This is a genomic window from Limnohabitans simekii (SeqCode) (genome assembly GCF_965234735.1).
Lineage (GTDB): Bacteria > Pseudomonadota > Gammaproteobacteria > Burkholderiales > Burkholderiaceae_C > Limnohabitans > Limnohabitans simekii.
On sequence record NZ_OZ248540.1, the window covers coordinates 692305 to 716948 of the forward strand.

Consider the following 24644-nt stretch of genomic DNA (forward strand, 5'->3'; position numbering starts at 1 on the left):
ACATACCAACAGGAGACTGCAATGAAATTGAAACTCACTTGGCTGCTGCTGGCATTGGCCAGTGCCAGCGTGTTCGCCCAACAACAAGGCGTGTCTAAAACCGAAATCACGATTGGCACCATTCAGGATTTATCGGGGCCACTGGCCAGTTATGGCAAAGCCGTGCGCAACGGCATGCAGCTTCGCATTGACGAATTGAATGAGCAGGGTAGCCTGCACGGTCGCAAGCTCAAGCTCATCACCGAGGACTCGGGCTACGACCCCAAACGGGCGGTGTTGGCGGCGCAAAAGTTGGTCAACCAAGACAAAATTTTCATCATGGCTGGTCACATTGGCACGGCACAAAACAACGCCGCCATGCCGGTGCAGTTTGACAAGAACATCATCAACTTCTTTCCGGTGACGGCTGCACGTGAAATGTACGAACCCTTCAACCGCTTGAAGTACGCTATTTTTGCCACCTACTTCGACCAAATGCGTGCGGCGGTTCCTGCTTTGGTGAAAGAGAAAAAAATCACCAAGGTGTGTGCCATTTACCAAGACGATGAGTTTGGTTTGGAGGTGTTTCGCGGTGCAGAGGCCGGTTTGAAAACCATCAACATGGGTTTCACTGAGAAGACCACGTTCAAACGTGGCGCCACCGATTTTTCATCCCAGGTGGCCCGCATGAAGTCGGCCGGTTGTGAGATGGTGGTGTTGGGTACCATCATTCGCGAAACCGTGGGTACCATTGCCGAGTCGCGCAAAACCGGCTTCAACCCGCATTTCATTGGCTCAAGCGCTGCTTACACCGACTTGATCCACAAGCTCGGTGGCAAGGCCATGGACGGCATGTACGCCACCATGACCGTGCCCCATCCTTATTTGGATGAGGCCTCCAAGCCCATCAGCTTTTGGGCCAACAAGTACAAAACCAAATTCAATGAAGACCCCACGGTGTTCTCGGTGTATGGCTACTTGATCATTGACAACTTCATCAAAGCCGCGCAAAAGGTCGGACCCAACCTCACCACGGATAGTTTTGTCGCAGTCATGGACAACATGACTTTCCCCACCGATTTCTTTGGCAGTCCAGAGGCCAGTTTCTCTAAGACCAAGCACTTGGGCTCCAACCGCAGCCGCTTGGCCCAAATCCAAGACGGCCGCTGGAAAATCATTTCTGACTATTACAAAATCGACTGAAATCATTGCTGCCCGGGCCATGGACTTGCGCCGAGCCTGGGCGGCCTGATGACAATACTGTCATAAACCCTGTTAAGGGCTTGTTTTTCATGGGTTTTTATGTAGTTTTTGGTGTTTATGCCGATATAACTGGCTTCCAACAACTTTGTTAGCCCATGATGAACATCGCCAAGTGGCTCATCTTGTTTCTTTTCACCAGCCCTGTTTTTGCAGCGGATATCAGTTCTTGCACATTGAAAAAGCAGGAAGATGACAAAAATTACTGCAAAGCCTCGTTCGCGGGCAGTGGCACCTTTTGCGACTTGATCCGCAATGGCGAACGCAAGAGAGACTGCACCTTCATGGTCATTCGCATCCAGCGTGACAACTCCTACAAAGTCAAACCCTACGTGAAAGAAGTGGTCGCCACCGAATAAACCCGATGGTCTCGACTCATCGCCCCTGAAACCGGGCTGGGCGCTTTTCAATGAAGGACTGAACGCCCTCGGACGCATCGGCACTGTTGGCCAATCGTTGCTGGGTGCTGTCAAAACCAGCCATGGCTGCCATCGGGCCTTCCTCAATGGCTTGCAGCACCGACAAGCGCGTGGCCACCACCGCCAACGGTGCTTGTTCCGCAATCAGGTGGGCTATCCGCATCGCTTCAGCCAACTCGCTGCCCGCAGGCACCACCATTTGCACAAAATGCAGCCGCAGTGCTTCAGTCGCATCAAACTCATCGCCGGTCAGTAAATGCAGCATGGCGTTGCCCATGCCTGCGCGTTCGGCCATGCGCAAGGTGGCACCGCCAGTGGCCATGATGCCGCGCTTGACTTCTAGTTGGGAAAAACGACAGTTGTCCGCGGCCACGACGATGTCGGCGGCCAACATCAACTCGATGCCCAAGGTGTAGGTGATGCCCTTGACGGCCACCACCAAGGGCTTTTGACGCCTGCGAAAACCCTGTGTGCCTAAGTTGACTGGATCGACATCGCCCAAGGCCGCTGCATGCTCGCCGCGTTGCATCAGACCCGCGAAGCTGGGCAGGTCCAGACCCGCCGTGAAATGCTCGCCCGCCGCGCACAAGACGCCCACGCGCAAGTCGGGCGAGTCGTCCAACAAGCTGTAGGCCTTGGCCAATTGGGCGAACATGGCCGGGGTGAAACCATTGCGCTTGGCCGGGCGGTTGATGGTGATCTGCAGCACCGGGCCTTGCACCAGGTGGTCAATGCGCCCTTCGGTGGCGCTCAAGTCTTCACCTCGTCGGCGTCACGCTCCTCCAAACGGCCATCGGCATGGCGGGCAAAACGCCCGGTGTCACGCGAATGCACGGGGTCGGAAGCGCCCCAAGGCCAGCCACCAAATTCGGTGCGGCGGTAATCTTCAAAGGCTTGGTGGATTTCGGCCTGGGTGTTCATCACAAACGGGCCGTACTGCGCCACCGGTTCGCCAATCGGGCGGGCTTGCAACATCAGCAACTCCACCGCATCGCTGCCCGTGTTGTGCAGATGCAAGTCGTCTTGCGCCACCACCTCGAGCACCGAGCGCTTTGGAATGCTTTGTCCGGCGATGTTCAAAGCTTGACCAGCAAAGTAATACAGCTGCCGCTTGGTGCCAGCCTGAGCCGTGCGCGGCAAGGTCCATTGCGCACCAGCCTCTAATCGAATGGTGAAGATGGCCAAGTCGGACTGCGCTTGGCTGGCCCAAGAGTGCGGCGGGGGCGGCAAGCCTTGGGCGTCGTTCAAGTGACCCGCCACCACCAGCACCTCGGTGGCGTGGCCGTTGGCGTCCACATGGCGCACGGTGTGAATGTGCTCGCGCCAAAACATGGTGAAGTGCGGCTCGCACATCTTGTCCTTGGCAGGCAGGTTCAACCAAAGTTGAAACAGTTCGCAGGTGTTGGCTTGGTCCTGGTGGCGCAGCGGAAACATCTCGCAATGCACGATGCCTTTGCCAGCGGTGAGCCACTGCACATCACCATCGCCAAAGCGGGCCGTGGCCCCCAAAGAGTCCGAGTGGTCAATGCGGCCTTGGCGCACGATGGTGACGGTTTCAAAGCCCCGGTGCGGATGCGATGGAAAGCCCGGAATGGTTTGGCCGTGGTACATGCTCCAGCCGTCTTTGTTGCCAAAGTCGCTGCCCATTTGCCGCCCTGCCAAGGAGGCGTTCGGCCCCATCTGGGCATTGCCTTCGGGGTAGTGGTCCAGGTGGTGCACACAAAACAAAAACGGGTCCATGGTTTGCCATGGAAACGACAGGGGAGAAATTTTGAGAATGCTGGAAGACATGGCTGAGGCTGGCAAAAAGTTATTCCAAGGCTTGGTAGACCAATTGTTTGATCATGCGGCGGTAGTACTGGCGAATCGGACCAGGGGTTTGCGCCATCAGCAAACCGATGACTTGTTCTTTCGGATCAATCCAGAAGAAGGTGCCACCGGCACCGGCCCAGGCGTAGTCACCTTCAGAGCCGGGCACACTGGCCAGTCCCGGGCCTTGGCGCACCATGAAGCCCAGGCCAAAGGTGTAGCCCTGCACACCCATCAGCAACTCTCCGGGCTGCAAAGGCGTGGCCACTTTGGGGCCCAAGTGGTCCGAGGTCATCAGCGCCAAGGTGGTGCGGCTGATGTAGCGGCGGCCATCCAGAGTGCCGTTGTTCAACAGCATTTGGCAAAAGCGCAGGTAGTCGGCGGCGGTGGTCACAAGTCCGGCACCACCGGCGTCATTGCCTTGCACCTGGGTCAGGTCCAGCATCGGGGCCATGGGTTTTTGCGTGAGAGGGTCGATGGCCAAGGGCTGGGCGATGCGGTGCACTTGGTTGGCAGGCACCACAAACGCCGTGTCTTTCATGCCCAAGGGTTTGATCAGGCGCTCATGCAGCAAGACCCCCAAAGGTTTTTTGCCCACCACTTCCAGCACCCGACCCAACAAGTCGGTGGACAAGCTGTATTCCCAGGTGCTGCCGGGTTGCCACTGCAAGGGCGCTTTGGCAAAGGCGGCGACTTGTTGCTCCGGGCTCAGGGTGATCCACAAGGACGGCACTTCGTTGGAAAACAAACCCGCGCTGATGTAGGCATTGCGCATGGCCGCAGATCGGGTGAATTCGGCGTAGGTCAGGCCCGAGGTGTGGCGCAGCAAATCGTGCACGAGGATGGGCCGGGCAGCAGCCACGGTGGTGCTGGCTGGGTCGGCCGGGTTGGCCAAGACCTGCATTTGCGCCAGAGCGGGCAAGAACTTGGACACCGGGTCGGCCAGTTGCAACTGGCCTTCTTCCACCATCATCATGGCCAACACCGAGGTCATGGGCTTGGTCATGGAATAGGCGCGGAAGATGGCGTCTTGCTTCACACCAATCGCGTCTGAATAGACGATGGCCCCTTTGCGGGCCACCACCACCACCGCGCCGGGCATGTTTTTGGCATCGATTTCAGCCTGAATGACCGGGCGAATACGGGCCAAGCGCTCGGCCGAAAAACCTTTGGAAGCCGGGGAGGCTGTGGGGATGTCGGCGGCCATCAGCGGGGCAGCCAAACCCGTCAGCAGCAAGCTGCCCAAAACGGCGTGGAGGCAAGCACGGCGGCCGCTTGAGAAAGGGTTCAGGGGCATGAGTCGCTCCGTAGACAGTTGGTGAAGGTTCAAAGAGGTTAGCAGATGCCGCATCCCTTAAGCTCTCAAGCTGAGTAATGAAAAAACACAATGGAGACCCTGATGAAACTGAATGCAAACTTGTCGGCCATCGTCACGGGCGGGGCTTCTGGTCTGGGCGCGGCAACCGCCCGCCGTTTGGCTGGGCATGGCGTGAAAGTCGCGCTGTTTGACCTGAATGCCGAGCTGGGCGAGGCCTTGGCGAAAGAGATTGGTGGCGTGTTTTGCCAAGTGGATGTGACCAGCGAAGAGCAGGTGGACGCTGGTTTTGCCAAAGCCCGCGCGGCACTCGGGCAAGAACGCATCTTGGTGAACTGCGCCGGTACTGGCAACGCGATCAAAACCGCCAGCCGCGACAAAACCACCGGCGAAATTCGCACGTTTCCCACCGCCAATTTCGACCGCATCATCCAAATCAATTTGGTCGGAACGTTTCGCTGTATTGCGAAATCAGCCGCTGGCATGATGACCCTGGACATGCTGGAAGGCGAACGCGGCGCCATCGTCAACACGGCGTCAGTGGCCGCCGAAGACGGTCAAATTGGCCAGGCCAGTTACACGGCCAGCAAGGCAGGCATCGTGGGCATGACCTTGCCGATCGCCCGCGACCTCATGGGCGAGGGCATCCGAGTCAACACCATCTTGCCGGGCATCTTCAACACCCCCCTGTTGCAAGCCGCCCCCGACAACGTGAAAGAAGCCTTGGCCGCATCCGTGCCGTTTCCAAAACGCTTGGGCCAGCCCGACGAATACGCCCATTTGGCCGAGTTGCTGTTGACCAACCAGTACATGAATGGAGAGTGCATCCGCATTGACGGTGCCATCCGCATGGCTCCCCGCTGAGGGCGGGCACAATCCACCGAAACATTGACAAAGGAGACAAGATGTCTGAAGCATTCATCGTGGGCGCCACCCGCACCGCCGGTGGCAAAAGAGGTGGTCGTTTATCCGGCTGGCATCCTGTGGATTTGGCCGCCCAGGTCTTGAACGATTTGCTGGACCGCACCGGTGCCGACCCCGCACTGGTGGAAGACGTGTTCATGGGCTGTGTCAGCCAGGTGGGCGAGCAGTCCACGAATGTGGCCCGCAATGCGGTGTTGGCCTCGCGCTTGCCCGAGTCGGTGCCCGGCACCTCCATCGATAGGCAATGCGGTTCCTCGCAACAAGCCATCCACTTCGCAGCGCAGGCCGTCATGTCCGGCAGCATGGATGTGGTGATTGCGGCGGGCGTGGAATCCATGACCCGCGTGCCCATGTTCAGCACCAGCTACTTGGCGCAAAAAGCCAACATGGGTTTTTACCAAAGCCCGCTGATGAACAAGCGTTACAACGACCAGGTGTTCAGCCAGTTTGTGGGCGCCGAAATGATGGCTCAAAAATACGGCCTGAGCAAACTCGAACTCGACAGCTACGCGCTGCTCAGCCACCAGCGGGCACTGGTCGCCACGCAATCGGGTGCCTTCAAAGATGAAATCTTGCCGGTGGCCGTGCTCAACACCGAAGGCCAAGCCTCGGGCGAGATGCACACCGCCGACGAAGGCATCCGCGCCGAAGCCACGCTTGAAGGCATTCAAAGTGTGAAGTTGCTGCAAGAAGGCGGCGTCATCACCGCGGCCAATGCCAGCCAAATTTGCGATGGTGCCACCGGCGTCATGGTAGTGAATGAACGCGGTTTGAAAGCCTTGGGCGTGCAGCCTTTGGCCCGGATTCACCACATGACCATGATCGGCCACGATCCGGTCATCATGCTCGAAGCGCCGATTCCCGCCACCGAACGCGCCCTGAAAAAAGCCGGTATGAAGGTCGATGACATCGACCTGTATGAAGTGAATGAAGCCTTTGCCTCGGTGCCTTTGGCTTGGCTGAAAAGCCTGGGTGCCGACCCGGCGCGGTTGAACGTGAACGGCGGTGCGATTGCCTTGGGTCACCCGCTGGGCGCGTCAGGCACCAAGCTCATGACCACGCTGGTTCATGCCTTGGCGCAACGCGGCAAACGCTATGGCTTGCAAACCATGTGCGAAGGCGGCGGCATGGCCAACGTCACCATCATCGAACGCCTCTGATTTGAGCGTTTAAAAAGGAGACATCACCATGCTCGGATTGATGCAAGACCGCCCGCTGCTGATTTCTTCCTTGGTCGAGCACGCCGCCACCTTCCACCCGGCCACCGAGATCGTTTCGCGCTTGCCCGAGGGCACGGTGCACCGCACCAACTGGCGTGACATGTGTTTCTTGTCACGGCAAGTGGCGCAGGCCATGCAGGTCTTGGGCGTGCAAGCCGGGGACCGGGTGGGCACACTGGCTTGGAACTCCTACCGGCATTTGTCTTTGTATTACGGCGTCTCGGGCAGCGGGGCGGTTTTGCACACGGTCAACCCGCGTTTGTTCCCAGAGCAAATCGACTACATCATCAACCACGCCGAAGACCAGGTGCTGTTTTTCGATGTGGGCTTTGCGCCGCTGGTGGCGCAACTCGCGCCATCGCTGAAGTCGGTGAAGCACTATGTGGTGATGACCGATCGCGCCCACATGCCCGAGCTGGACTTGCCCAACCTGCATTGCTTTGACGAGCTGATGGCCGCGCAAAGCACCCGCTTCACCTGGCCCGAATTCGAGGAGCGCAGCGCTTCTTCGCTTTGCTACACCTCGGGCACCACCGGCAACCCCAAGGGCGTGCTGTATTCCCACCGTTCCACGATGTTGCACACCTTGATGGAACTCGCGCCCGACACCTTTGGCATCAGCTCTGCTGAAACCTTGCTCTTGATCGTGCCCATGTTCCATGCCAATGCCTGGGGTGCGCCGTATGCCGCCGCCATGGTCGGGGCCAAGCTGGTGTTGCCCGGACCGCACCTGGACGGCGAAAGTATTTTCAATTTGATGCTGCAAGAGCGGGTTACTTTTTCACAAGGTGTGCCCACGGTGTGGTTGATGTTGTTTCAGTACCTGGATGCGCACCCCGAGCTTGACCCGAAAAGCTTGGGCGTCAAACGCGTGGGCATTGGCGGCGCGGCGGTGGCCCGCAGCATGCTGGAGCGTTTTGAGCAGCAATTTGGCGCTGAGGTGGTGCAGGGCTGGGGCATGACCGAGACCAGCCCCATTGGCGTCATCAGCAAACTCTTGCCCAAACATGCGCATGTGTCCGCTGAAGACTTGGTGAAAACCAAGCTCAAGCAAGGGCGAGGTGTGTGGGGCGTGGATTTGAAAATCGTTGATGAACACGGCCAAGCCCTGCCTTGGGATGGTGTGGCCTTTGGCCACTTGCATGTGCGTGGCCCGTGGGTCACCAGCGGTTATTTCAAAAGCGAAGGCGGCCAGGTGTTGGACGCCGAAGGCTTCTTTCCTACAGGGGACGTGGCCACCATCGACCCCGATGGTTATTTGCAACTGGTGGACCGTGCCAAAGATGTGATCAAGTCGGGTGGCGAATGGATCTCATCCATTGATGTGGAGTTGTGCGCGAATTCACACCCCGGTGTGGCCGAATCGGCCGTCATTGGTGTGGCCCACCCGAAGTGGCAAGAACGCCCTTTGATGTTGGTGGTGCGCCGGGCAGGACCGCAGGTGAGTGCCGAAGACCTGACCAGCCATTTGTCGGCGCGCTTGGCCAAGTGGTGGCTGCCCGATGAGATTTTGTTTGTGGATGAATTGCCGCACACAGCCACCGGCAAAATTTTGAAAACCAAGCTGCGCGAGCAGTACAAAAATCACCGCTTGTCTTCGATGTAAGGCTTGATGGGTTCTTCGGGCGGCAGTTCGCGCACCTCGGCTTCGATCACATCTTCAGCGGGCGACCGTCGGTGCATCTGCTTGGCGGCTTGTTGCTGCCATTGGCGGTAGGCCTGAAAAATCACGGCGATTTGCGGTTTTTGACCGGTGAACAACCAGCGCAGCAGGCTGAACGCCAGCCCTGCCAATGACAGCAGCAGCACCAGCAGCAGCATGAAGCCCGCCATCAGCAAGACAAAAATTCGCAAAAGCCAGTTCACGCGGGCCAATCAACACAGTGGTATTCAAAAAAGGCAGAGCCCTCATGAGAAAGCTCAGCTTGTGGTTTGGTGATTGATCAAGTGCGCAGGCAATCTCAAAATCAACAAGGCTCCGATGATAGCCAAACCGCTGAAGATGATCAGGCTGTTTTGCGCGTTGCCGGTCAAGTCTGCAATCCAGCCAACAGCCGCTGTGCTGACAAATCCGGCGATATTGCCGATGGAGTTGATGATGGCCAAGCCTACGGCCGCGGCTGCACCCGTTAGAAACGAGGGCGGCACACTCCAGAAAGCAGCTTGGGTGGCAGAGGCACCCGCTGCCGCCATGGTCAATGCCAGCATCGTGAACGCCAGACTGTCAAAGTGCATCCAACTCAAGATCAAACCCGCTGCTGCGACCAAGCCGGGAATGGCGGTGTGGTAGCGACGTTCTCCGCGCCGATCTGAACTCGTGTTGCAAAAGTACATGGCCAAAATAGCCACGATGTAAGGTATTGCCGTCAGTAAGCCAATCCGCATCACATCGGTTTCGCCGTGTTGTTTGATCAGGGTAGGCATCCAAAAAATGGACACATAAATCGAACTTGCAATGCAGAAATAGGCGGCACTGAGTTGCCAAACCAATGGGCTTTTGAAAGCGCTGCTGGCCGATGAATGCGATTGTTTGGCATTGTTTTCACGCGCTAAATCCTCGCTGATGATCGCCTTCTCCGCATCGCTGAGCCAATGCGCTTCTTTGGGAGAATTCACCAGAATGCGGGTCACCATCAAACCCAAAATCACGGAGGGGGTGGTTTCAATCAAAAACAACCACTGCCAGCCGCTCAGACCAGCCACATCGTCAAATTGGACCATGATGTAGCCAGACAAAGGTCCGCCCAAGATACTAGACAGGGGCAATGCCGACAAAAGCAAGGCGATGATGCGCCCACGCCAATCTGCGGGAAACCAACAGGATAAAAAATAGAAAGCGCCAGGGATGAACCCGGCTTCGGCGACCCCCAGCAAAAAGCGAAGAATATAAAACTGGGTGGCGTTTTGCACAAAGGCCATCGCCCCACCTATCAGACCCCAAGAGATCATGATCCGAGCGATCCACATGCTTGCGCCCACCCTGTGCAACAACATGTTGCTGGGGACTTCAAAAATGACATAGCCTAAAAAAAAGATGCCAGCACCGATGCCATAGACTGTGTTGCTAAAGGCCAAGTCATCCATCATTTGCAATTTGGCAAAGCCCACATTGACCCGGTCGAGGTATGCCGCAACCAAGCACAAACATAAAAAGGGCACGATGCGCCACGCGGCTTTTTTGTAGACGGCTGCGCGCTGTGTGTATTGATCGACAGCTTGAGCGTCAGAACTAACAGCCATGAAGGACTCCTGGTTTATTTGAAATTGGGAATTCACACGAATCGGCCTCGCCAGGATGGACGAGGCCGATATCACTCACTCAAGTCAAGACTTTATTTGGGGAGTTTGAACACCATCAAGGTGCCACCCTGAGGTACAACCAACTTGGTGTTGTTCAGTGTGTTGATGCCCGACTGCATACGCTCGGCATCAATACCCCAACCCGCTTGCACTGCGATGAATTGCTCGCCATTGATTTCATAGGACGAAGGCACAGCAGTCACGCCAGAGGGCATTTTGTATTTCCAAAGGACCTTGCCATTGGCCGCATCGAAGGCGCGGAATTCACGATCGTTGGTACCGCCTGCAAAGAGCAGGTTGCCGCCTGTGGTCAAGAGTGGGGCCCAAATGGCACGGTCATATTTGTAGGACCAGGCCAATTTGCCTGTTTCCAGGTTCCAGGCCTGCAACTCACCAATGCTGTTTGGTTTTTTGCCACCTTCGTAGCGCAAACTGCCCAACACGCCATCGATGGGATAACCAATGTAGAGATCTCCTTTTTTGTATACAGAGGCCTCTGCTGCTGGCAACTCAGAGCACAGGTGGTTGTTGGCGGGAATGTAGAACAGCTTGGTTTTGGGACTCCATGCTTCTGGCGGCCAGTCTTTGCCACCCCACAAGGAGGGACAGAAGGTGACAGCTTTGCCCATACCAGGCTTTTTGCTCATGTCATAGGTAGGACGACCCGTTTTTTTGTCGATGCTTTTGAACACATCGTTGTAGACATAAGGAACACCGTTGACATAGTCGATCTTGCCGCTGGCTTGACGCTCCAGCATCCAAAGGTAGCCATTGCGACCTGCGTGCACGGCACCCTTGACATTGCGACCGTTGATTTTGGTGTCTATCAGCACAGGTGCGCTGACCTCATCCCAATCCCATGCGTCGTTTTGGTGGTACTGATGATGGCCCTTGATTTTGCCGGTGTCCAGATCCACAGCAATGGTGGAGGTGGTGTAGAGGTTGTCACCATCACGGCCTTCTGTGGGCCAGGGCGCAGGGTTGCCCGTGCCCCAATAAGCAATATTGGTTGCAGGGTCGTATGTGCCTGTGATCCAGACGCTGCCACCACCATTTTTGTGGCTGTCGCCAGGCCATGTATCTCCGCCAGGTTCACCGGGGGCCGCTGTGGTGTAGGTGCGCCAGACTTCTTTGCCCGAGTTGGCATCAAAAGCGGCCACGTAGCCACGCACACCGGTTTCGCCACCGGAGGAACCCACCAGAATTTTGCCTTTGGCGGCCAAGGGTGCGAGGGTGATGTAGTGCAATGCCTTCACATCGCCAACGGTCGTGTCCCAAACCACTTTGCCAGTTTTGGCGTCCAACGCGATCAGGTGGGAGTCCACAGTGCCCACATAAACCTTGTCGCCATACAGTGCGACACCTCGGTTGGTGTTGTGCAACATCAGCAAGTCAGCGGGGATTTCTTTTTTGTAGCGCCAGAGTTCTTCACCCGTGATGGCATTCAAAGCAATCACCTGACCATTGGGGGTGGTGATGTACATGTAGCCATTGTTCACAATGGGAGGGGCTTGGTGACCCTCGGTTGTACCTGTTGCAAAGGACCAGGCCAATTCAAGTTTTTTCACATTGCCTGTGTTGATTTTTTCCAGCGGACTGTAGCCCCAACCTTGGTAGTTGCCTCGGTACATCAGCCAATTCTTGGCTTCTGGATTGATCAGCCTGGCATCGGTCACGGGTTCGTAGGGGCCAAGCTTGGTGTCGGCATGCGCCATGATGGCACAAGCACCGATCACTGCGATGGACAGCTTCTTTATCAAATGACTCATGGTTTTTCTCCTGAAAGTGAGTCTTGGAAATAACCAGGCTTAGGAGCCCTGGTTGGCGGGGGAACTGGGTGCAATTGCAAGAAATTCGCCTTCAAGCTTCAAGCTGAAACTGGGCAAAGGCCGAGAGGCGGGCCCATCAACGACTTTGGCGCCATCCAGCAGATCGAACTTGGAGGCATGGCAAAAGCAGACCAAGACTTTTTCCTTGGAGATCCAGGTTTTGACATCACAGGCCTGATGGGTGCAAAGTGCTGAATAAGCCAAAACACCATCTACTGAACGGGCCTTGGTGGCCGTGGCCATTTGGTCCTCTGGCAAGCGAATCACCACCAATTTGTTGGCGCGTGATGTATTTTTCGGTTCACCTGTTTTGGTATCGAATGGATAAACAAGCATGGGTTTGCCAATGGCCAGATCGCTTGGCCGCAAGGGTTTGAAATTCGATTCAGCATCGGCATCGACCAACAGCATGGGTGCGGCATCGGCAGCCATTGCGGCAGCACCCATGAAAGGCAGCGTGGACAAACCCATCGACACCCATTGGATGGCTTGGCGGCGCTCTGGGTCAAAGCCTTGGTCGTTGAGCGCACAGCCGCAGCAAGAAGAAGAGGAGCTAACGTTTTTCATGTTGATCGTGGTGATGGAGTGGTGTTTTGAGAGAAGTGAAAGGGGATCAGTTGGTGGCGGTTTCAGTCAGACGCGGCGCCAATAAATCCCGCAAGCGGCGGTGCACAATTTTTCCGGTGGCGGTGCGCGGCATGTCTTGGGCACTGATGAATTCAATCTGGCGCGGCTGTTTGAAGCCTGCCAAACGCTCTTTGCACCATTGCTTCAAGTTGTCGGCGCTGCAGTCTTGGCTAGGTTTGGTCACCACCACGGCCAGCACGGTCTCGCCCCATTTCTGGTGCGGGATGCCAATCACGGCGGCCTCTTGCACCGCAGGGTGGGCGCACAACACGGCTTCCACTTCGGAGGGGTAAATGTTTTCGCCGCCGCTGATGATCATGTTGCTTTTGCGGTCCATCAGCCAGATGAAGCCATCGGCGTCGCGCATGGCCATGTCACCTACCGAGCACCAAGCATCTGCAAAAGCCTCAGCGGTTTTTTCGGGCGATCCCCAATAGCCTTCAAAGGCATAAGAGGTGCAGGAGTACAACTCGCCCACTTCACCGTCGGGCACTTCTTGGCGCTGTGCATCCAACAGCTTGATGGGGCCGCTGCCAACCCATTCGCGGCCCACCGAACCCAGCTTGCGCAGCTGTTCGTCGGGACGCAACAAGGTGACCCAACCGGCTTCGGTGGAACCGTACAACTCATAGAGTTGGCCGTTGGGAAACATGTGTTGAATGGCGCGTTTCAAGCTGGCATTGGCAGGGGCTGACGACACCAACAAGCGGCCCACACTTTGGGTGGCGTATTTCTTTTTCACCTCTTCGGGCAAGGCCAGCATCATGATGTAGTGCGTGGGCACCATGGACGTGAACGTGATCTCGTGCTTGGACAGCAGCATCAGCAAATGCTCGGGGTCGAAGCTGGCACGGTCGTCCACCACGATGCAGGCACCCAAGTGGATGAAGGTGTTGGCAAAGTACAAAGAGTTGGCATGGCACAAGGGCATGACCAACAAGGCTTTGTCATTCACCTTGAAGCCCATGTCCAGTGCTGTGGCATAGGCCATCAAGGTGCTGGCCTCGTGGCTGCGAATCGCGCCCTTGGGTTTGCCGGTGGTGCCCGAGGTGTACATCAGGGCGCAGGTTCGTTTCGGGTCCACCCGAGGCCAATGGGTGCGTACCGTGGCGTGTTGAATCAGCGCCTCATAGTCGATCCAGCCTGCTTCGGTGGGGTCGTCCATTTGCACACAAGCTTTCAGCGGCAAGCTGCCCGTGATGGGCAGCACCTTGTCTTGCAAGGAATGGGCACAAACCAAGGCGCTCACTTGAGCGTCTTTCAGGATGTAGGCCAGTTCGTCGCTGACCAAGCGGAAGTTCAGGGGCAGGGCCACCAGACCTGCGCGGGCTAAGGCGACATACAACTCCAGCCACTCAATGCGGTTGTAGGCCAGCACGGCCACCCGTTCACCTGCTTGCAAACCATGTTCTAGCAGTCCACTGGCCAAAGCGCTGGCCCGCTGGTTCCATGCGCGGTAGCTCAGTTGGCGTTGGCTGTCACACGCGCCGATGTGGTTGGGCCGCAACCGCGCATGGGTTTGCAGCATCTCGGAAATATTGAACAACTGTCTCACTGGTGGTCTCGGGTTTTTGACAACTTGATTTCTGCGGGAACCCGAAATATAGTATTCTGAATTCAGAATTCGATCGGTATTATCCCTAGACCCCTGACCAAACTTTGCACCATGAACTTGACACACAGCCCACTGAGTAACCCACAGATGTCACCTGAAAGCGTCGCAGACCTGATCGCACTTTTTTTAAAAAATCAAGGTGTGACAAGGGTTTACGGATTGTGCGGGGGCCACATCATGCCGATTTGGATGCGCTTGGATGCGCACAGCATTCGCATCATTGACACCCGGGATGAGCGGGCTGCGGTCTACATGGCCCATGCCGAAGCCGAGTTGACCGGGCGTCCGGGCGTCGCCTTGGTGACCGCCGGACCGGGCGTGACCAACGCCATCACCGGCATCGCCAACGCCCATGTGGCGCGGGCCCCGGTGCTGGTCATTTCAGGCACCCCGCCCATGGCACAAGAACACCGTGGCGGTTTGCAAGACATGTCGCACATCCCCTTGGTCCAAAGCATCACCCGCTTTGCCCGCACCGTACGTCACCCCGATTTGGTCTTGTCGAACTTGTATGAAGCCCTGGCCTGCGCCATGGGGCAGGGCGGTGAAAGTGGTCCGGTGTTCATTGATTTCCCGGTCGATGTGTTGCGCCGTCAACCCAGCCCTGCGGTGTTGTTGCCCGAGTATTTCAAACCCGTGCGTTTGCCGCGCTTGACGGCCGATGAAGCCGATGTGCAAGCCGCTGTGAATCTGCTGTGGCAAGCCAAACGGCCCCTGTTCATTTCCGGCCGTGGTGCGCGGGGCAGTTCAGTTGCGTTGCAGCAGCTTTTGGAAACACTCGGTGCGGTCTATTTGGACACCGGTGAGAGCCGGGGCTTGGTGCCCGACAGCCACGACAGCGTGGTGGCGGCCATGCGCGGCCAAGTGATGCAATCGGCCGATGTGGTGGTGACACTGGGACGCAAACTCGACTTTCAATTGGCCTTTGGCTCGCCCGCTGTGTTTGGCCCGGTCAAGTTCATTCGCTTGAGCGACAACGCGGCCGAGTTGCGTGACAACCGACGTGCGGATGTGGAGTTGCTAGGCGACGTCAATCTGAGTTTGCAAGCCCTGCTGAAGCAAGGCCAACACCAAACACCGGCCACTGACACAGCCTGGTCTGCGGGATTGCGTCAAAAGCACCTGCAACGCGTTGAGAAACTCCAGCAAAGCATGCAACAAGAAGCGCCCGGCAGCGATGGTTTGATGCACCCCAACCGCGTGTTGGCCGCACTGCGTGAAGCCTTGCCAACCGATTCGGTGGTGGTCGCCGATGGCGGTGATTTTTTGAGCTTTGCGCGGGTGGGTTTGTCTTCGCCGCATTACCTGGACCCCGGACCCTTGGGCTGCATTGGTGTTGGCACACCCTTTGGCATTGCTGCCAGTTTGGCGTGTCCTGACAAAACCGTGGTGGTGGCCACCGGTGACGGCGCTTTTGGGTTCAACGCCATGGAAATCGACACCGCTGTGCGGCACAAAGCCCCCGTGTTGATTGTGGTGGCCAACAACGGCGCTTGGGCCATTGAAGTGCGCGACCAGCAAGAAACCCATGGCAAGGTGGTGGGTACCCGATTGCAATTTGCAGACCATGCGGCCATGGCCCAAGCCTTTGGTATGCATGCCCAACGCGTCGAGCGAGCCGAAGATTTGCCCGCAGCCATTGAAAAAGCATTGCAAAACTTGCCTGCCTTGTTGGATGTGCTGGTCACGCCCGAAGCTGTTTCATCCGACGCTAAGTCAGGTCTTGCTTGGGTGCCGGACCTCCAAGCACTCAGTTCATGGGATGATCTGGAGCGTGCTTGGCGACAAGGGGGCACCCCTCAAAGTGCGTGATCTCAATCGTGATGAAAAAATGAGAGTTGTATGAAGATGTTGTCTATCCAGCCCAACTTGGCTGAACAAGTCCTAGAAGCCATCTTGGTGGAAATTGCCACCGGCAAACTCACCCCCGGTACCCGCATCATTCAAGAACAATTGGCCACTGGATTGGGTGTGTCTCGCCAGCCTGTGCAACAAGCGTTGCTGCTGTTGCGCAACCAAGGCTTGTTGCGTGACGCACCCGGTCGTGGCTTGATTGTGGCCCCACTCGACCCGGCCTACATCAACCAGATGTACGAAGTGCGGGCGGTGTTGGAAGGCTTGGCCTTTCGCAAAGCCGCTGAACTCAATGCAAGCGTGGCAGCTGCCAAAGGACCTGCCTACATTGACAAAGGCCGAGATGCCGTGAAAACCGGCAAGGTGCGCGACCTGATCAATGCCGACAAAGCTTTTCATCAGTTTGTCTATTCGTTGTCGGACAACCCCCTGATTTCACCCACGATGGACACCTATTGGACCTACACGCAACGCGTGATGGGCGAGGTGCTTATGCGCGATGAAAAACCGCGCGATGTGTGGGATCACCACGACATCATGCTCCAGGCCATTGCATCTGGCAACGCCGATGAAGCCGAATCCCAAGCGCGGCAGCACATCATGACCACGGCTGCCTTCATCATCGAGCGCATTGGCGCTGATTTCACTGATCCTCAAGCTTCATCGGCAGGTTGACCCGCTTCGGTCACCCGCATGGCCTTTTAACGAACTTGGTTTGTTTCTTATCCAGCGGTGCCGTGGCTTTGTTCGTGGCGCACCACCAAGGTCAAGCCCATGCCGGTTTGGCCGTGGGTTGGGTGGGACGTGAAGGCGCGTTGGGCTTGCAAGCCGCTGAGGCAAAGCGGCTATCCTTGGCGCTACAAAGGTGGTACAGGTGCGCAATCTCGTTGTTCTTTGCATTTGGTGGTGCTTGGCTGACAACTCAGTTCAAGCAGGCTTGCCCCCACCCAAAATGCTGTTCAACACCCCTGACAACTGCAAACGCATCACGGGCTACGGCAAGCACGACCTTCTGGGCGTGGCCATGGGCTACAAAGTACCCTTGGACAAGGTGCGCTTTGTGAAAGCACAGTGGGGCCGCAACCAAGCGGGCAACTACCAATGCAACATGGTGTTCAACACGCCCCGCGGTCTCAAGCACTGCAGCGTGTTCAACATCGTTCAAGACGAATTCATCTTCGGGCAAGCCGTCACCATCCCCGGCAACAAAGCCATCTGCTTTGACCCACAGCGCTGAGCCGTTGGGGCATTAGGCCCTCGCAATGACCGTGATTGAGACAAACAATCAGGGTTTACCCGAAACCCCACTATGATTCGCATCAATGAGTTTTTCTCATTCGATAGCTTTTATCAACCATTCAAAGGAAACCAGATGTCCATCATCAACACCCAAGTTCAACCCTTCAAAACCCAAGCCTTCCACAACGGCAAGTTCGTGCAGGTGTCCAACGAGTCCCTCAAAGGCGAGTGGTCGGTTTTGATTTTCATGCCCGCCGCCTTCACCTTCAACTGCCCCACCGAAGTGGAAGACGCGGCTGACAACTACGCCGAGTTCCAAAAGGCCGGTGCCGAGGTTTACATCGTCACCACCGACAGCCATTTCGCCCACAAGGTGTGGCATGAAACTTCCCCTGCCGTGGGCAAGGCCAAGTTCCCCTTGATTGGCGACCCGACACACCAATTGACACGCGCTTTTGGCGTGCACATTGAGGAAGACGGCATGGCTTTGCGCGGTACCTTCGTCATCAACCCCGAAGGCGTCATCAAAACCGCTGAAGTGCATTCCAACGAAATCGCTCGCGATGTGAAAGAAACCTTGCGCAAGCTCAAAGCCGCGCAATACACCGCCGCCAACCCCGGTCAAGTTTGCCCTGCCAAGTGGAATGAAGGCGCCAAAACCATCACCCCATCCTTGGACTTGGTTGGCAAGATCTAACTTTCAGAACTGAGACAACGCCATGCTCGATACCGCCTTGAAAACCCAATTGCAAGCCTACTTGCAAAACCTGCGCCAGCCGATCCGTTTGATCGCCACGCTTGACGACAGCGCCGCCAGCGCTGAAATGCGTGATCTGCTGCAAGAGATTGCGACGCTCTCTGACAAAGTGAGTTTCCAAGAAGCAGGTGCTGACAAACGCACACCCTCTTTTGTGATCGCCAAAGAGGGCGACACCCACGGTGTTCGTTTTGCGGCAATTCCATTGGGTCATGAGTTCACTTCCTTGGTTTTGGCCATGTTGTGGACCGGCGGTCATCCGCCCAAGGTCGAGCAGGGCGTGTTGGACCAAATCAAATCTTTGGACGCGGACATGAACCTCGAGGTCTACATGTCCTTGTCCTGCCACAACTGCCCCGACGTGGTGCAAGCCGCCACGCTGATGGCCATTTACAACCCGCGCATCACCACCACCATCATCGATGGCGCCTTGAACCAAGCCGAGGTGGAAGAGCGCCAAGTCATGGCCGTGCCCATGGTCTACATCAACGACCAGGTGTTTGGCTCAGGCCGCATGAGCTTGGAAGAAATCGTGGGCAAACTCGACACGCGTTCGGCCGAGCGTGACGCGGCCAAGTTGAATGAGAAAGACCCGTTCGATGTGCTGATCGTGGGCGGTGGCCCCGCTGGCGCAGCCGCTGCCGTGTATGCCGCCCGCAAAGGCATTCGCGTGGGCGTGGCCGCCGAGCGGTTTGGTGGCCAGGTGAACGACACCATGGGCATAGAAAACTACATCTCGGTGCTGGAAACCGATGGCCCCAAATTCGCCGCCGCGTTGGAAGCCCAGGTGCGCCACTATGAAGTGGACATCATGAATTTGCAACGCGCCGAGAAAATCGTGCCCGCCACCAGTGAAGGCGGCTTGGTGCAAGTGCACTTGGCCAATGGCGCGGTGCTGAAGTCACGCAGCGTCGTGTTGTCCACCGGCGCACGCTGGCGCAACGTCAATGTGCCGGGCGAGCAGCAGTACAAAAACAAAGGCGTGGCCTATTGCCCGCATTGCGATGGCCCCTTGTTCAAGGGCAAGAAGGTGGCCGTGATTGGCGGCGGCAACTCGGGTGTGGAAGCCGCCATCGACTTGGCTGGTGTGGTGGCGCACGTCGACTTGGTGGAATTCGCCGATGCCTTGAAAGCCGATGCGGTCTTGGTCAGCAAGCTCAAGAGCTTGAAGAATGTCAGCATCCATGTGAATGCCCAAACCACGGAAATCACCGGCGATGGTCAAAAAGTGAATGGCTTGCGCTACAAAGACCGCGTCAGCCAAGAAGAGCACAACCTGGCACTGGAAGGTGTTTTTGTGCAAATCGGTTTGGTGCCCAACACCGAGTTTTTGAAAGGCGTTGTGCACTTGAGCAAGTTTGGCGAGATTGAAGTGGACGCCAAAGGCCACACCAATTTGCCTGGCGTGTTTGCCGCGGGTGACGCCACCACCGTGCCCTTCAAACAAATCGTCATCGCCGCTGGTGATGGTGCCAAGGCCGCCCTCAGTGCCTTCGACTACCTGATTCGCACACCGGTGGTGCAGATGGAAGAAGAAATCGCCACCGTTTGAAAACCGTCCCGCCCTGCATCAGGGTTGGGCCAACCACGCAAACAATCGCTGGTTTGAAAAACCAGCGTGCACACCCAGCGATTCTTCGATGCGCAAACCTTCGTTCCACTTGGCCATGCGCTCCGAGCGTGAAAAGCTGCCCACCTTCAACTGCGGCACACCCCAGCCCACGGCCAGGTGCACGATGCTGACATCCTCGGTTTCGCCCGAACGCGCCGAGATGATGCTGTCCAAGTGGTGTTGCTTGGCGGTGGCCACAGCCTGCATGGTTTCGGTGACGGTGCCCACTTGGTTGGGCTTGATCAGCACCGCATTGCAAGCGCCCAAGGCAGCACGCTCGGCAATGCGCGGGGCGTGGGTGACAAAAAAATCATCGCCAATGATTTGCAAGCGTTCACCCAACAGCGCCGTCATGTTGCGCATGCCCTCGATATCGTCTTCGGCAAACCCATCTTCCATCGAGACGATGGGGTAGTCGTGGACCCAGCGTTCATAGACCTGCAAGAGTTGGTCCCGGTCGAAGCGGCGGTCTTCGCTGCGCCAGTGGTAAATGCCTTCGTGGTGGTATTGGGTGGCGGCCAAATCCAAACCAATCGACACCTGCTCACCGGGTTTGAAGCCCGCTTGTTCAATCGCTTTGAGCAAGGCTTCAATCGCGCCTTCGTTGGAACCAAACTGCGGCCAAAAGCCGCCTTCATCGGCCACGCCCAGGTTCTTGCCGCGTTGGTTCAGGTCTTTGCCCGCCGCGTGGTAGACCTCGGCCACCCAAGCCAAGGACTCGGCAAAGCTGCTAGCCCCATGCGGCAGTGCCAAAAAATCTTGCAAGTCCACGCTGCCTTTGGCGTGTGCGCCGCCGCCAAAAATTTGAATTTCAGGCAAGGGCAAGGTCACGTCATCATTGCCCGACAAATAACGCCACAAGGGCAGGTCGGCCTGCGCACTGGCGGCCCACAAACACGCCAGCGACACGGCCGTGGTGCTGTTGCCACCCAAGCGTGATTTGTGGGCTGTGCCATCAAGCTGGCACATCGTCTGGTCAATCAGGGCTTGGTTGTGGATGTCCAAGCCTTGCAAAGCCGGTGCGATCTGTTCGTTCACCATGCGCACCGCTTGCGTCACACCCATGCCTTTGAAACGGCGGCCACCATCGCGCAACTCTTTGGCTTCACCCGCGCCCGTGGAGGCCCCAGCCGGTGCGATGGCCCGACCGGATGAGCCCGAGCTGAGCGTCACCTGCGCTTCCACCGTGGGCAAGCCTCTGGAGTCCCAAACGGTGCGGGCTTGAACGGATTGGATGCGGCTCATGGGGCAAGGGCTTTCAAAGTGGTGGCAAGCACCTGTTGCAAGTGGGTGTAGATGTGTTGCAAGCCATGCGTGGCAATCTGCCGCACTTGGTTTTGCGTGTGGGGACTGGTGAGGTATTCCACCGGGGACTTGCCGTCCACCCGGGCCAACAACAAGGCGGGCAAGAGTTGGGCAGCGCGTTGCTCGAACACCGCCACCGGCTCCCAATTCACGTGCGCCAAATAGGCCTGCGACAACTGCGTGAAGCTGTCGGCCAGCACGCCTTGGTGCTGCGGCATGTGCACCGCTTTGAGCAGCAGGTGGTTCAAGCCAAAAGCCAAATCAAAGGCCGGGTCACCGTACCAAGCGCATTCGGCATCTAAGAAAACCGGGCCTTGCGGCCCCATCAATATGTTTTTCGGACTGATGTCGCCGTGCACCAGCGCCAGGTGCCCATCGGCGGTCTGTTGGTGGATGGCGTGCAATCGCGGGGCCAGGGCAGGGTGGCGTTGGGCGGTGGCCAGCAAGTAAGGCTCGAGGCGCAACGCATGAAATTCAGCATCGCTTTGAAAGCGTTGGGCCAGCTTGGGGTTGTGGGCCGTGGCCGCATGCATTTGACCCAAGGTTTGGCCCACTTGCGCAGCGAACGCCGGGTTGATCTGGCCTTGCAGCAGCTGCGCTTTCCACACCGGGTGCGTGTCGGCGTCCAAATAGGACATGAAAAACATGCCCGAGGCTTCATCGCGGCCCAACATGCGCGGCACGGCGTGTGGAAACAGCGGCGAGATGACTTCGTACCAGGCGTATTCGTAGGCGTTGCGGCTGAGCGGGGCGTGCCAATCGGCGGCCACCTTCAGTTTGGCCAAGGCACGCTTGGCGCAGACGCTGTGGTCCTCGAAGTCGATGCGCCAAATGTCCGATGACACGCCGCCAGTCAGCTGCACCATGTGGCGCAGCGCCTGGCCTTGACCAATGCCTGATTGTTCAATGGCGCTGCGGATCTCTTGTTGCATCGCCTCATTATCAATGGCGGTTTGACACCGCTTTCGCGCCATGCTTTGAGAACGACGGTATTCAAAAGACTGTTTATCCATCCAGTATCATGGCGCCATGTCTTCCAAGTCCATTTCCAGTGCTTTGCCCGTGCCCGTGGTGTCCAGCCAGTTGTGGCTGGACGTGTGCAGCAGCACCATGCCAGCCGGTTTTCCATCACCGGCGGCCGACCACACGCAAGAGCGCATCGACCTGAACCAGCAACTCATTCGCAACAAAGATGCCACCTACATCTTTCGCGTCAAGGGCGACTCCATGACGGGGATTGGCATCTACGAAGGCGATGCGCTGCTGGTGGACCGCAGCATCGACCCCAAGCACAACAGCATCGTCATCGCCCAACTCAACAACGAGTTCACCGTCAAGCGTTTGTACCGCCGAGGCGGTGTGGTCAAGCTGATGGCCGAAAACCCCTTGTACCCGCCCCGGCTCATCAAAGAAGAAGACGACTTCATCGTCTGGGGTGTGGTCACCAACAACATCCACAAACTCTGCTAAACCATGGCGGCGGTGCACACAGGCTTGAGCGTGGCCCCCGACAACCTGGCGGCTTTGCCACGCGGGGCGGGCGTCTACATCTTCCAAGGCGCAGGCCAGTTGCCCTTGTACATCGGCAAAAGCGTGGACATCCGCGCTCGTGTCCTGAGCCACCTGCGAGCCCCTGACGAGGCCAGCATGATGGCGCAAACCCAGCGCATCGACGTGATTGAAACCGCTGGCGAAATCGGTGCACTGCTCCTGGAGTCGCGGCTCATCAAAACCCAGCACCCCTTGTTCAACCAGCGCTTGCGCCGTGTGCGCAGCCTGTGTGCGCTGCAGTTGCACACCACGCCGCAAGGCCAGGTGCCACTCATCGTCGATGGCCAGTCGGTGCACCTGGGGGCCACGCCGGGTTTGTATGGTTTGTTTTCATCCCGGCACGCGGCCACCGGCAAGCTCAAAGAACTGGCGCAACAACACCGCTTGTGTTTGGCCACCTTGGGCTTGGAAAAAACATCGGCACGCGGCTGCTTTGGTTTGCAAATCAAAACCTGTTTGGGTGCGTGTGTCGGCCGAGAAGACCGCGCCGTGCACGACGCGCGGCTGTTGTCGGCCTTGGTCGATTCCCAGGTGGAAGTGTGGCCGTTCAGCGGCGCGGTGGACCTGATTGAAACCACGGCTGATTGGGTGCAAAAACACCGCGTCAACAACTGGTGCTATCTGGGCACCTGGTGCTCGCGTGCAGGGGACACGGCGCCGTTGGTGGATTTCAAGCCCACCGATTTCGACTTGGACAGCTACAAAATTTTGGTCAAACCCATCATGCTGCAAAGCGTGCGCTTAGAGCCGGTGGCCACATGACCACGCAGTTGGCTTTGGTGGACTGCAACAACTTTTACGTCAGTTGCGAGCGGGTGTTTCGCCCCGACTTGAAAAACGTGCCGGTGGTGGTCTTGTCCAACAACGATGGTTGCGCGGTGTCGCGCTCGAACGAGGCCAAGGCTTTGGGGGTGCGCATGGGCCAGCCTTGGTTTGAATGCAAAGACTTGGCCGACACACACGGCATCGTGGCCCTGAGCTCCAACTACGCGTTGTACGCCGACATGTCAAACCGGGTCATGTCCATCCTCAGCACCTATTCACCACGGCACGAGGTGTATTCCATCGACGAGTGCTTCGTTGACTTGACCGGCACACCCAAGCTGCGAGAGGTGAGCTACCAAATGCGCGAGCGGGTGATGCAGTGGACCGGCATCCCGGTGTGCGTGGGCATGGGCCCGACCAAAACACTGGCCAAGCTGGCCAACCACATTGCCAAAAAACACCCGCGCTCCAAAGGCGTGTTCAATTTCAACGACCTGAGCGAGGTGCAACAAGAAACCATGCTCAGCCGCATCGAGGTGGGCGAGGTTTGGGGTGTCGGGCGGCGCATCAGTGCGCGATTGGCCGAGCACGGCATCTACACGGTGCAAGACCTGCGCATCGCGCACACCGCCACCTTGCGTGCCGAGTTTGGCGTGGTGCTGGAAAAAACACAGCGCGAGTTGCAAGGCACGGCCTGTGTGGATTTGCAAGAGGCGGTGCCGGACAAACAACAAATCATCAGCAGCCGCTCGTTTGGCAACACGGTGACAGACGTGGCGGTGTTGAAAGACGCGATGAGCACTTTTGTGGCCAATGCCTGCGTCAAGCTGCGTGCCCAAGGCTCGCATGCTGCTTTGTTGCAAGTGTTTTTGCACACCAACCGATTTCGCAAAGACCTGCCGCAGTACAACCCTTGCATCACGGTGCCACTGCCACAACCCACCAACGACAGCCTGGTGGTGAACCGCTGGGCCGACCATTTGGTGGGGCGCATGTTCAAGCCCGGCTACGCGTACAAAAAAGCCGGTGTCATGCTGGGTGATATTTCGCCGGTGGGGCGCTACCAAACCGATTGGCTTGAACCGCCCCAAGCCACCGACACGCGCTTGATGACCACCTTGGACAAACTCAACCAACGCTATGGGCGCGGCACGGTGAAGGTGTCCACCCAAGGGGCGCACACGGGCTGGCAAATGCGGCAAGAGCGCAAGTCGCCCAACTACACCACCAACTGGGACACGCTGCCCCTGGCGTGAACGGGTTC

At 57.5% G+C, this 24644-nt stretch carries 23 protein-coding genes; 13 read left to right on the forward strand and 10 right to left on the reverse strand.

Annotation, left to right across the window (positions count from 1 at the left end; translation table 11 throughout):
* Positions 1-21: 21 nt before the first annotated feature.
* Both AC8GFP_RS03540 and AC8GFP_RS03545 read left to right on the forward strand, forming a co-directional pair.
* Positions 22-1182 carry an ABC transporter substrate-binding protein gene (locus AC8GFP_RS03540; RefSeq protein ID WP_506610278.1) on the forward strand — a complete coding sequence of 387 codons (1161 nt, stop codon included), beginning with the start codon at positions 22-24 and terminating at the stop codon, positions 1180-1182.
* A 155-nt stretch (positions 1183-1337) separates the two neighbouring features.
* On the forward strand, positions 1338-1598 hold the full coding sequence (locus AC8GFP_RS03545) for a hypothetical protein (RefSeq protein WP_506610280.1): 261 nt from the start codon (positions 1338-1340) through the stop codon (positions 1596-1598).
* Between the two features lie 16 nt (positions 1599-1614).
* Here the strand turns inward: AC8GFP_RS03545 and AC8GFP_RS03550 are convergent, their stop codons facing one another.
* The 3 genes from AC8GFP_RS03550 to AC8GFP_RS03560 are packed head-to-tail and all read right to left on the reverse strand — an operon-like array spanning position 1615 to position 4764.
* On the reverse strand, positions 1615-2412 hold the full coding sequence (locus AC8GFP_RS03550) for a crotonase/enoyl-CoA hydratase family protein (protein WP_506610282.1): 798 nt from the start codon (positions 2410-2412) through the stop codon (positions 1615-1617).
* The gene (locus AC8GFP_RS03555; protein WP_506610284.1) at positions 2409-3449 is read right to left on the reverse strand and encodes a pirin family protein; all 1041 of its coding nucleotides are present in this window, start codon (positions 3447-3449) and stop codon (positions 2409-2411) included. The genes AC8GFP_RS03550 and AC8GFP_RS03555 overlap by 4 nt, the downstream gene beginning before the upstream one ends.
* Before the next feature lie 19 nt (positions 3450-3468).
* Positions 3469-4764, reverse strand: a complete 1296-nt coding sequence (locus tag AC8GFP_RS03560; RefSeq protein ID WP_506610286.1) for a serine hydrolase domain-containing protein — start codon at positions 4762-4764, stop codon at positions 3469-3471.
* 102 nt (positions 4765-4866) lie between these two features.
* Here AC8GFP_RS03560 and AC8GFP_RS03565 point away from each other — a divergent pair, with 102 nt between their 5' ends.
* The 3 genes from AC8GFP_RS03565 to AC8GFP_RS03575 are packed head-to-tail and all read left to right on the forward strand — an operon-like array spanning position 4867 to position 8532.
* Positions 4867-5646, forward strand: coding sequence for an SDR family NAD(P)-dependent oxidoreductase (locus tag AC8GFP_RS03565; RefSeq protein WP_506610288.1), 780 nt, complete (start codon positions 4867-4869; stop codon positions 5644-5646).
* A 41-nt stretch (positions 5647-5687) separates the two neighbouring features.
* Complete coding sequence (locus AC8GFP_RS03570; RefSeq protein WP_506610289.1) at positions 5688-6866, forward strand: acetyl-CoA C-acetyltransferase; 1179 nt, start codon at positions 5688-5690, stop codon at positions 6864-6866.
* 28 nt (positions 6867-6894) lie between these two features.
* Positions 6895-8532, forward strand: a complete 1638-nt coding sequence (locus AC8GFP_RS03575) for a long-chain-fatty-acid--CoA ligase (RefSeq protein WP_506610291.1) — start codon at positions 6895-6897, stop codon at positions 8530-8532.
* Here AC8GFP_RS03575 and AC8GFP_RS03580 read toward each other — a convergent pair.
* The 5 genes from AC8GFP_RS03580 to AC8GFP_RS03600 form a co-directional block, all read right to left on the reverse strand.
* Positions 8511-8792 (reverse strand): hypothetical protein, encoded by a 282-nt coding sequence (locus AC8GFP_RS03580; protein WP_506610293.1) that lies wholly within the window; start codon positions 8790-8792, stop codon positions 8511-8513. The genes AC8GFP_RS03575 and AC8GFP_RS03580 overlap by 22 nt on opposite strands.
* A gap of 54 nt (positions 8793-8846) precedes the next feature.
* Entirely contained in the window at positions 8847-10166 is a 1320-nt protein-coding gene (locus AC8GFP_RS03585) for an MFS transporter (RefSeq protein WP_506610295.1), read from the reverse strand.
* A gap of 92 nt (positions 10167-10258) precedes the next feature.
* Positions 10259-11995 carry a PQQ-dependent dehydrogenase, methanol/ethanol family gene (locus AC8GFP_RS03590; protein WP_506610297.1) on the reverse strand — a complete coding sequence of 579 codons (1737 nt, stop codon included), beginning with the start codon at positions 11993-11995 and terminating at the stop codon, positions 10259-10261.
* Between the two features lie 39 nt (positions 11996-12034).
* A complete protein-coding gene (locus AC8GFP_RS03595) occupies positions 12035-12622 on the reverse strand; it encodes a QcrA and Rieske domain-containing protein (RefSeq protein WP_506610299.1) in 588 nt (195 codons plus the stop codon).
* Between the two features lie 46 nt (positions 12623-12668).
* Positions 12669-14237 (reverse strand): class I adenylate-forming enzyme family protein, encoded by a 1569-nt coding sequence (locus AC8GFP_RS03600; RefSeq protein WP_506610301.1) that lies wholly within the window; start codon positions 14235-14237, stop codon positions 12669-12671.
* A 147-nt stretch (positions 14238-14384) separates the two neighbouring features.
* Between AC8GFP_RS03600 and AC8GFP_RS03605 the strand changes: the two genes are divergently transcribed.
* The 5 genes from AC8GFP_RS03605 to ahpF all read left to right on the forward strand — a co-directional run bounded on the left by AC8GFP_RS03605 (position 14385) and on the right by ahpF (position 19699).
* On the forward strand, positions 14385-16109 hold the full coding sequence (locus AC8GFP_RS03605) for a 2-hydroxyacyl-CoA lyase (RefSeq protein WP_506610542.1): 1725 nt from the start codon (positions 14385-14387) through the stop codon (positions 16107-16109).
* 30 nt (positions 16110-16139) lie between these two features.
* The gene (locus AC8GFP_RS03610) at positions 16140-16826 is read left to right on the forward strand and encodes a GntR family transcriptional regulator (RefSeq protein ID WP_506610303.1); all 687 of its coding nucleotides are present in this window, start codon (positions 16140-16142) and stop codon (positions 16824-16826) included.
* A 235-nt stretch (positions 16827-17061) separates the two neighbouring features.
* Positions 17062-17388 carry a hypothetical protein gene (locus tag AC8GFP_RS03615; protein WP_506610305.1) on the forward strand — a complete coding sequence of 109 codons (327 nt, stop codon included), beginning with the start codon at positions 17062-17064 and terminating at the stop codon, positions 17386-17388.
* Between the two features lie 135 nt (positions 17389-17523).
* Complete coding sequence (gene ahpC / locus AC8GFP_RS03620) at positions 17524-18087, forward strand: alkyl hydroperoxide reductase subunit C (protein ID WP_506610306.1); 564 nt, start codon at positions 17524-17526, stop codon at positions 18085-18087.
* Positions 18088-18109: 22 nt separating this feature from the next.
* Positions 18110-19699, forward strand: coding sequence for an alkyl hydroperoxide reductase subunit F (gene ahpF, locus AC8GFP_RS03625; protein ID WP_506610308.1), 1590 nt, complete (start codon positions 18110-18112; stop codon positions 19697-19699).
* 18 nt (positions 19700-19717) lie between these two features.
* Here the strand turns inward: ahpF and eno are convergent, their stop codons facing one another.
* Positions 19718-21004, reverse strand: a complete 1287-nt coding sequence (eno, locus tag AC8GFP_RS03630) for a phosphopyruvate hydratase (RefSeq protein ID WP_506610310.1) — start codon at positions 21002-21004, stop codon at positions 19718-19720.
* Positions 21001-21996 carry a phosphotransferase family protein gene (locus AC8GFP_RS03635; protein WP_506610312.1) on the reverse strand — a complete coding sequence of 332 codons (996 nt, stop codon included), beginning with the start codon at positions 21994-21996 and terminating at the stop codon, positions 21001-21003. Before AC8GFP_RS03635 ends, eno begins: the two co-directional genes overlap by 4 nt.
* A gap of 97 nt (positions 21997-22093) precedes the next feature.
* On the opposite strand from AC8GFP_RS03635, the gene AC8GFP_RS03640 reads away from it, so the two are divergent.
* From AC8GFP_RS03640 to AC8GFP_RS03650, 3 genes are read left to right on the forward strand one after another with little or no spacing between them, the layout of a single operon-like run.
* Positions 22094-22534 (forward strand): LexA family protein, encoded by a 441-nt coding sequence (locus AC8GFP_RS03640; protein WP_506610314.1) that lies wholly within the window; start codon positions 22094-22096, stop codon positions 22532-22534.
* A 3-nt stretch (positions 22535-22537) separates the two neighbouring features.
* Positions 22538-23377, forward strand: a complete 840-nt coding sequence (locus AC8GFP_RS03645) for an endonuclease (protein ID WP_506610316.1) — start codon at positions 22538-22540, stop codon at positions 23375-23377.
* Entirely contained in the window at positions 23374-24636 is a 1263-nt protein-coding gene (locus tag AC8GFP_RS03650) for a Y-family DNA polymerase (protein ID WP_506610317.1), read from the forward strand. Before AC8GFP_RS03645 ends, AC8GFP_RS03650 begins: the two co-directional genes overlap by 4 nt.
* Positions 24637-24644: the final 8 nt, after the last annotated feature.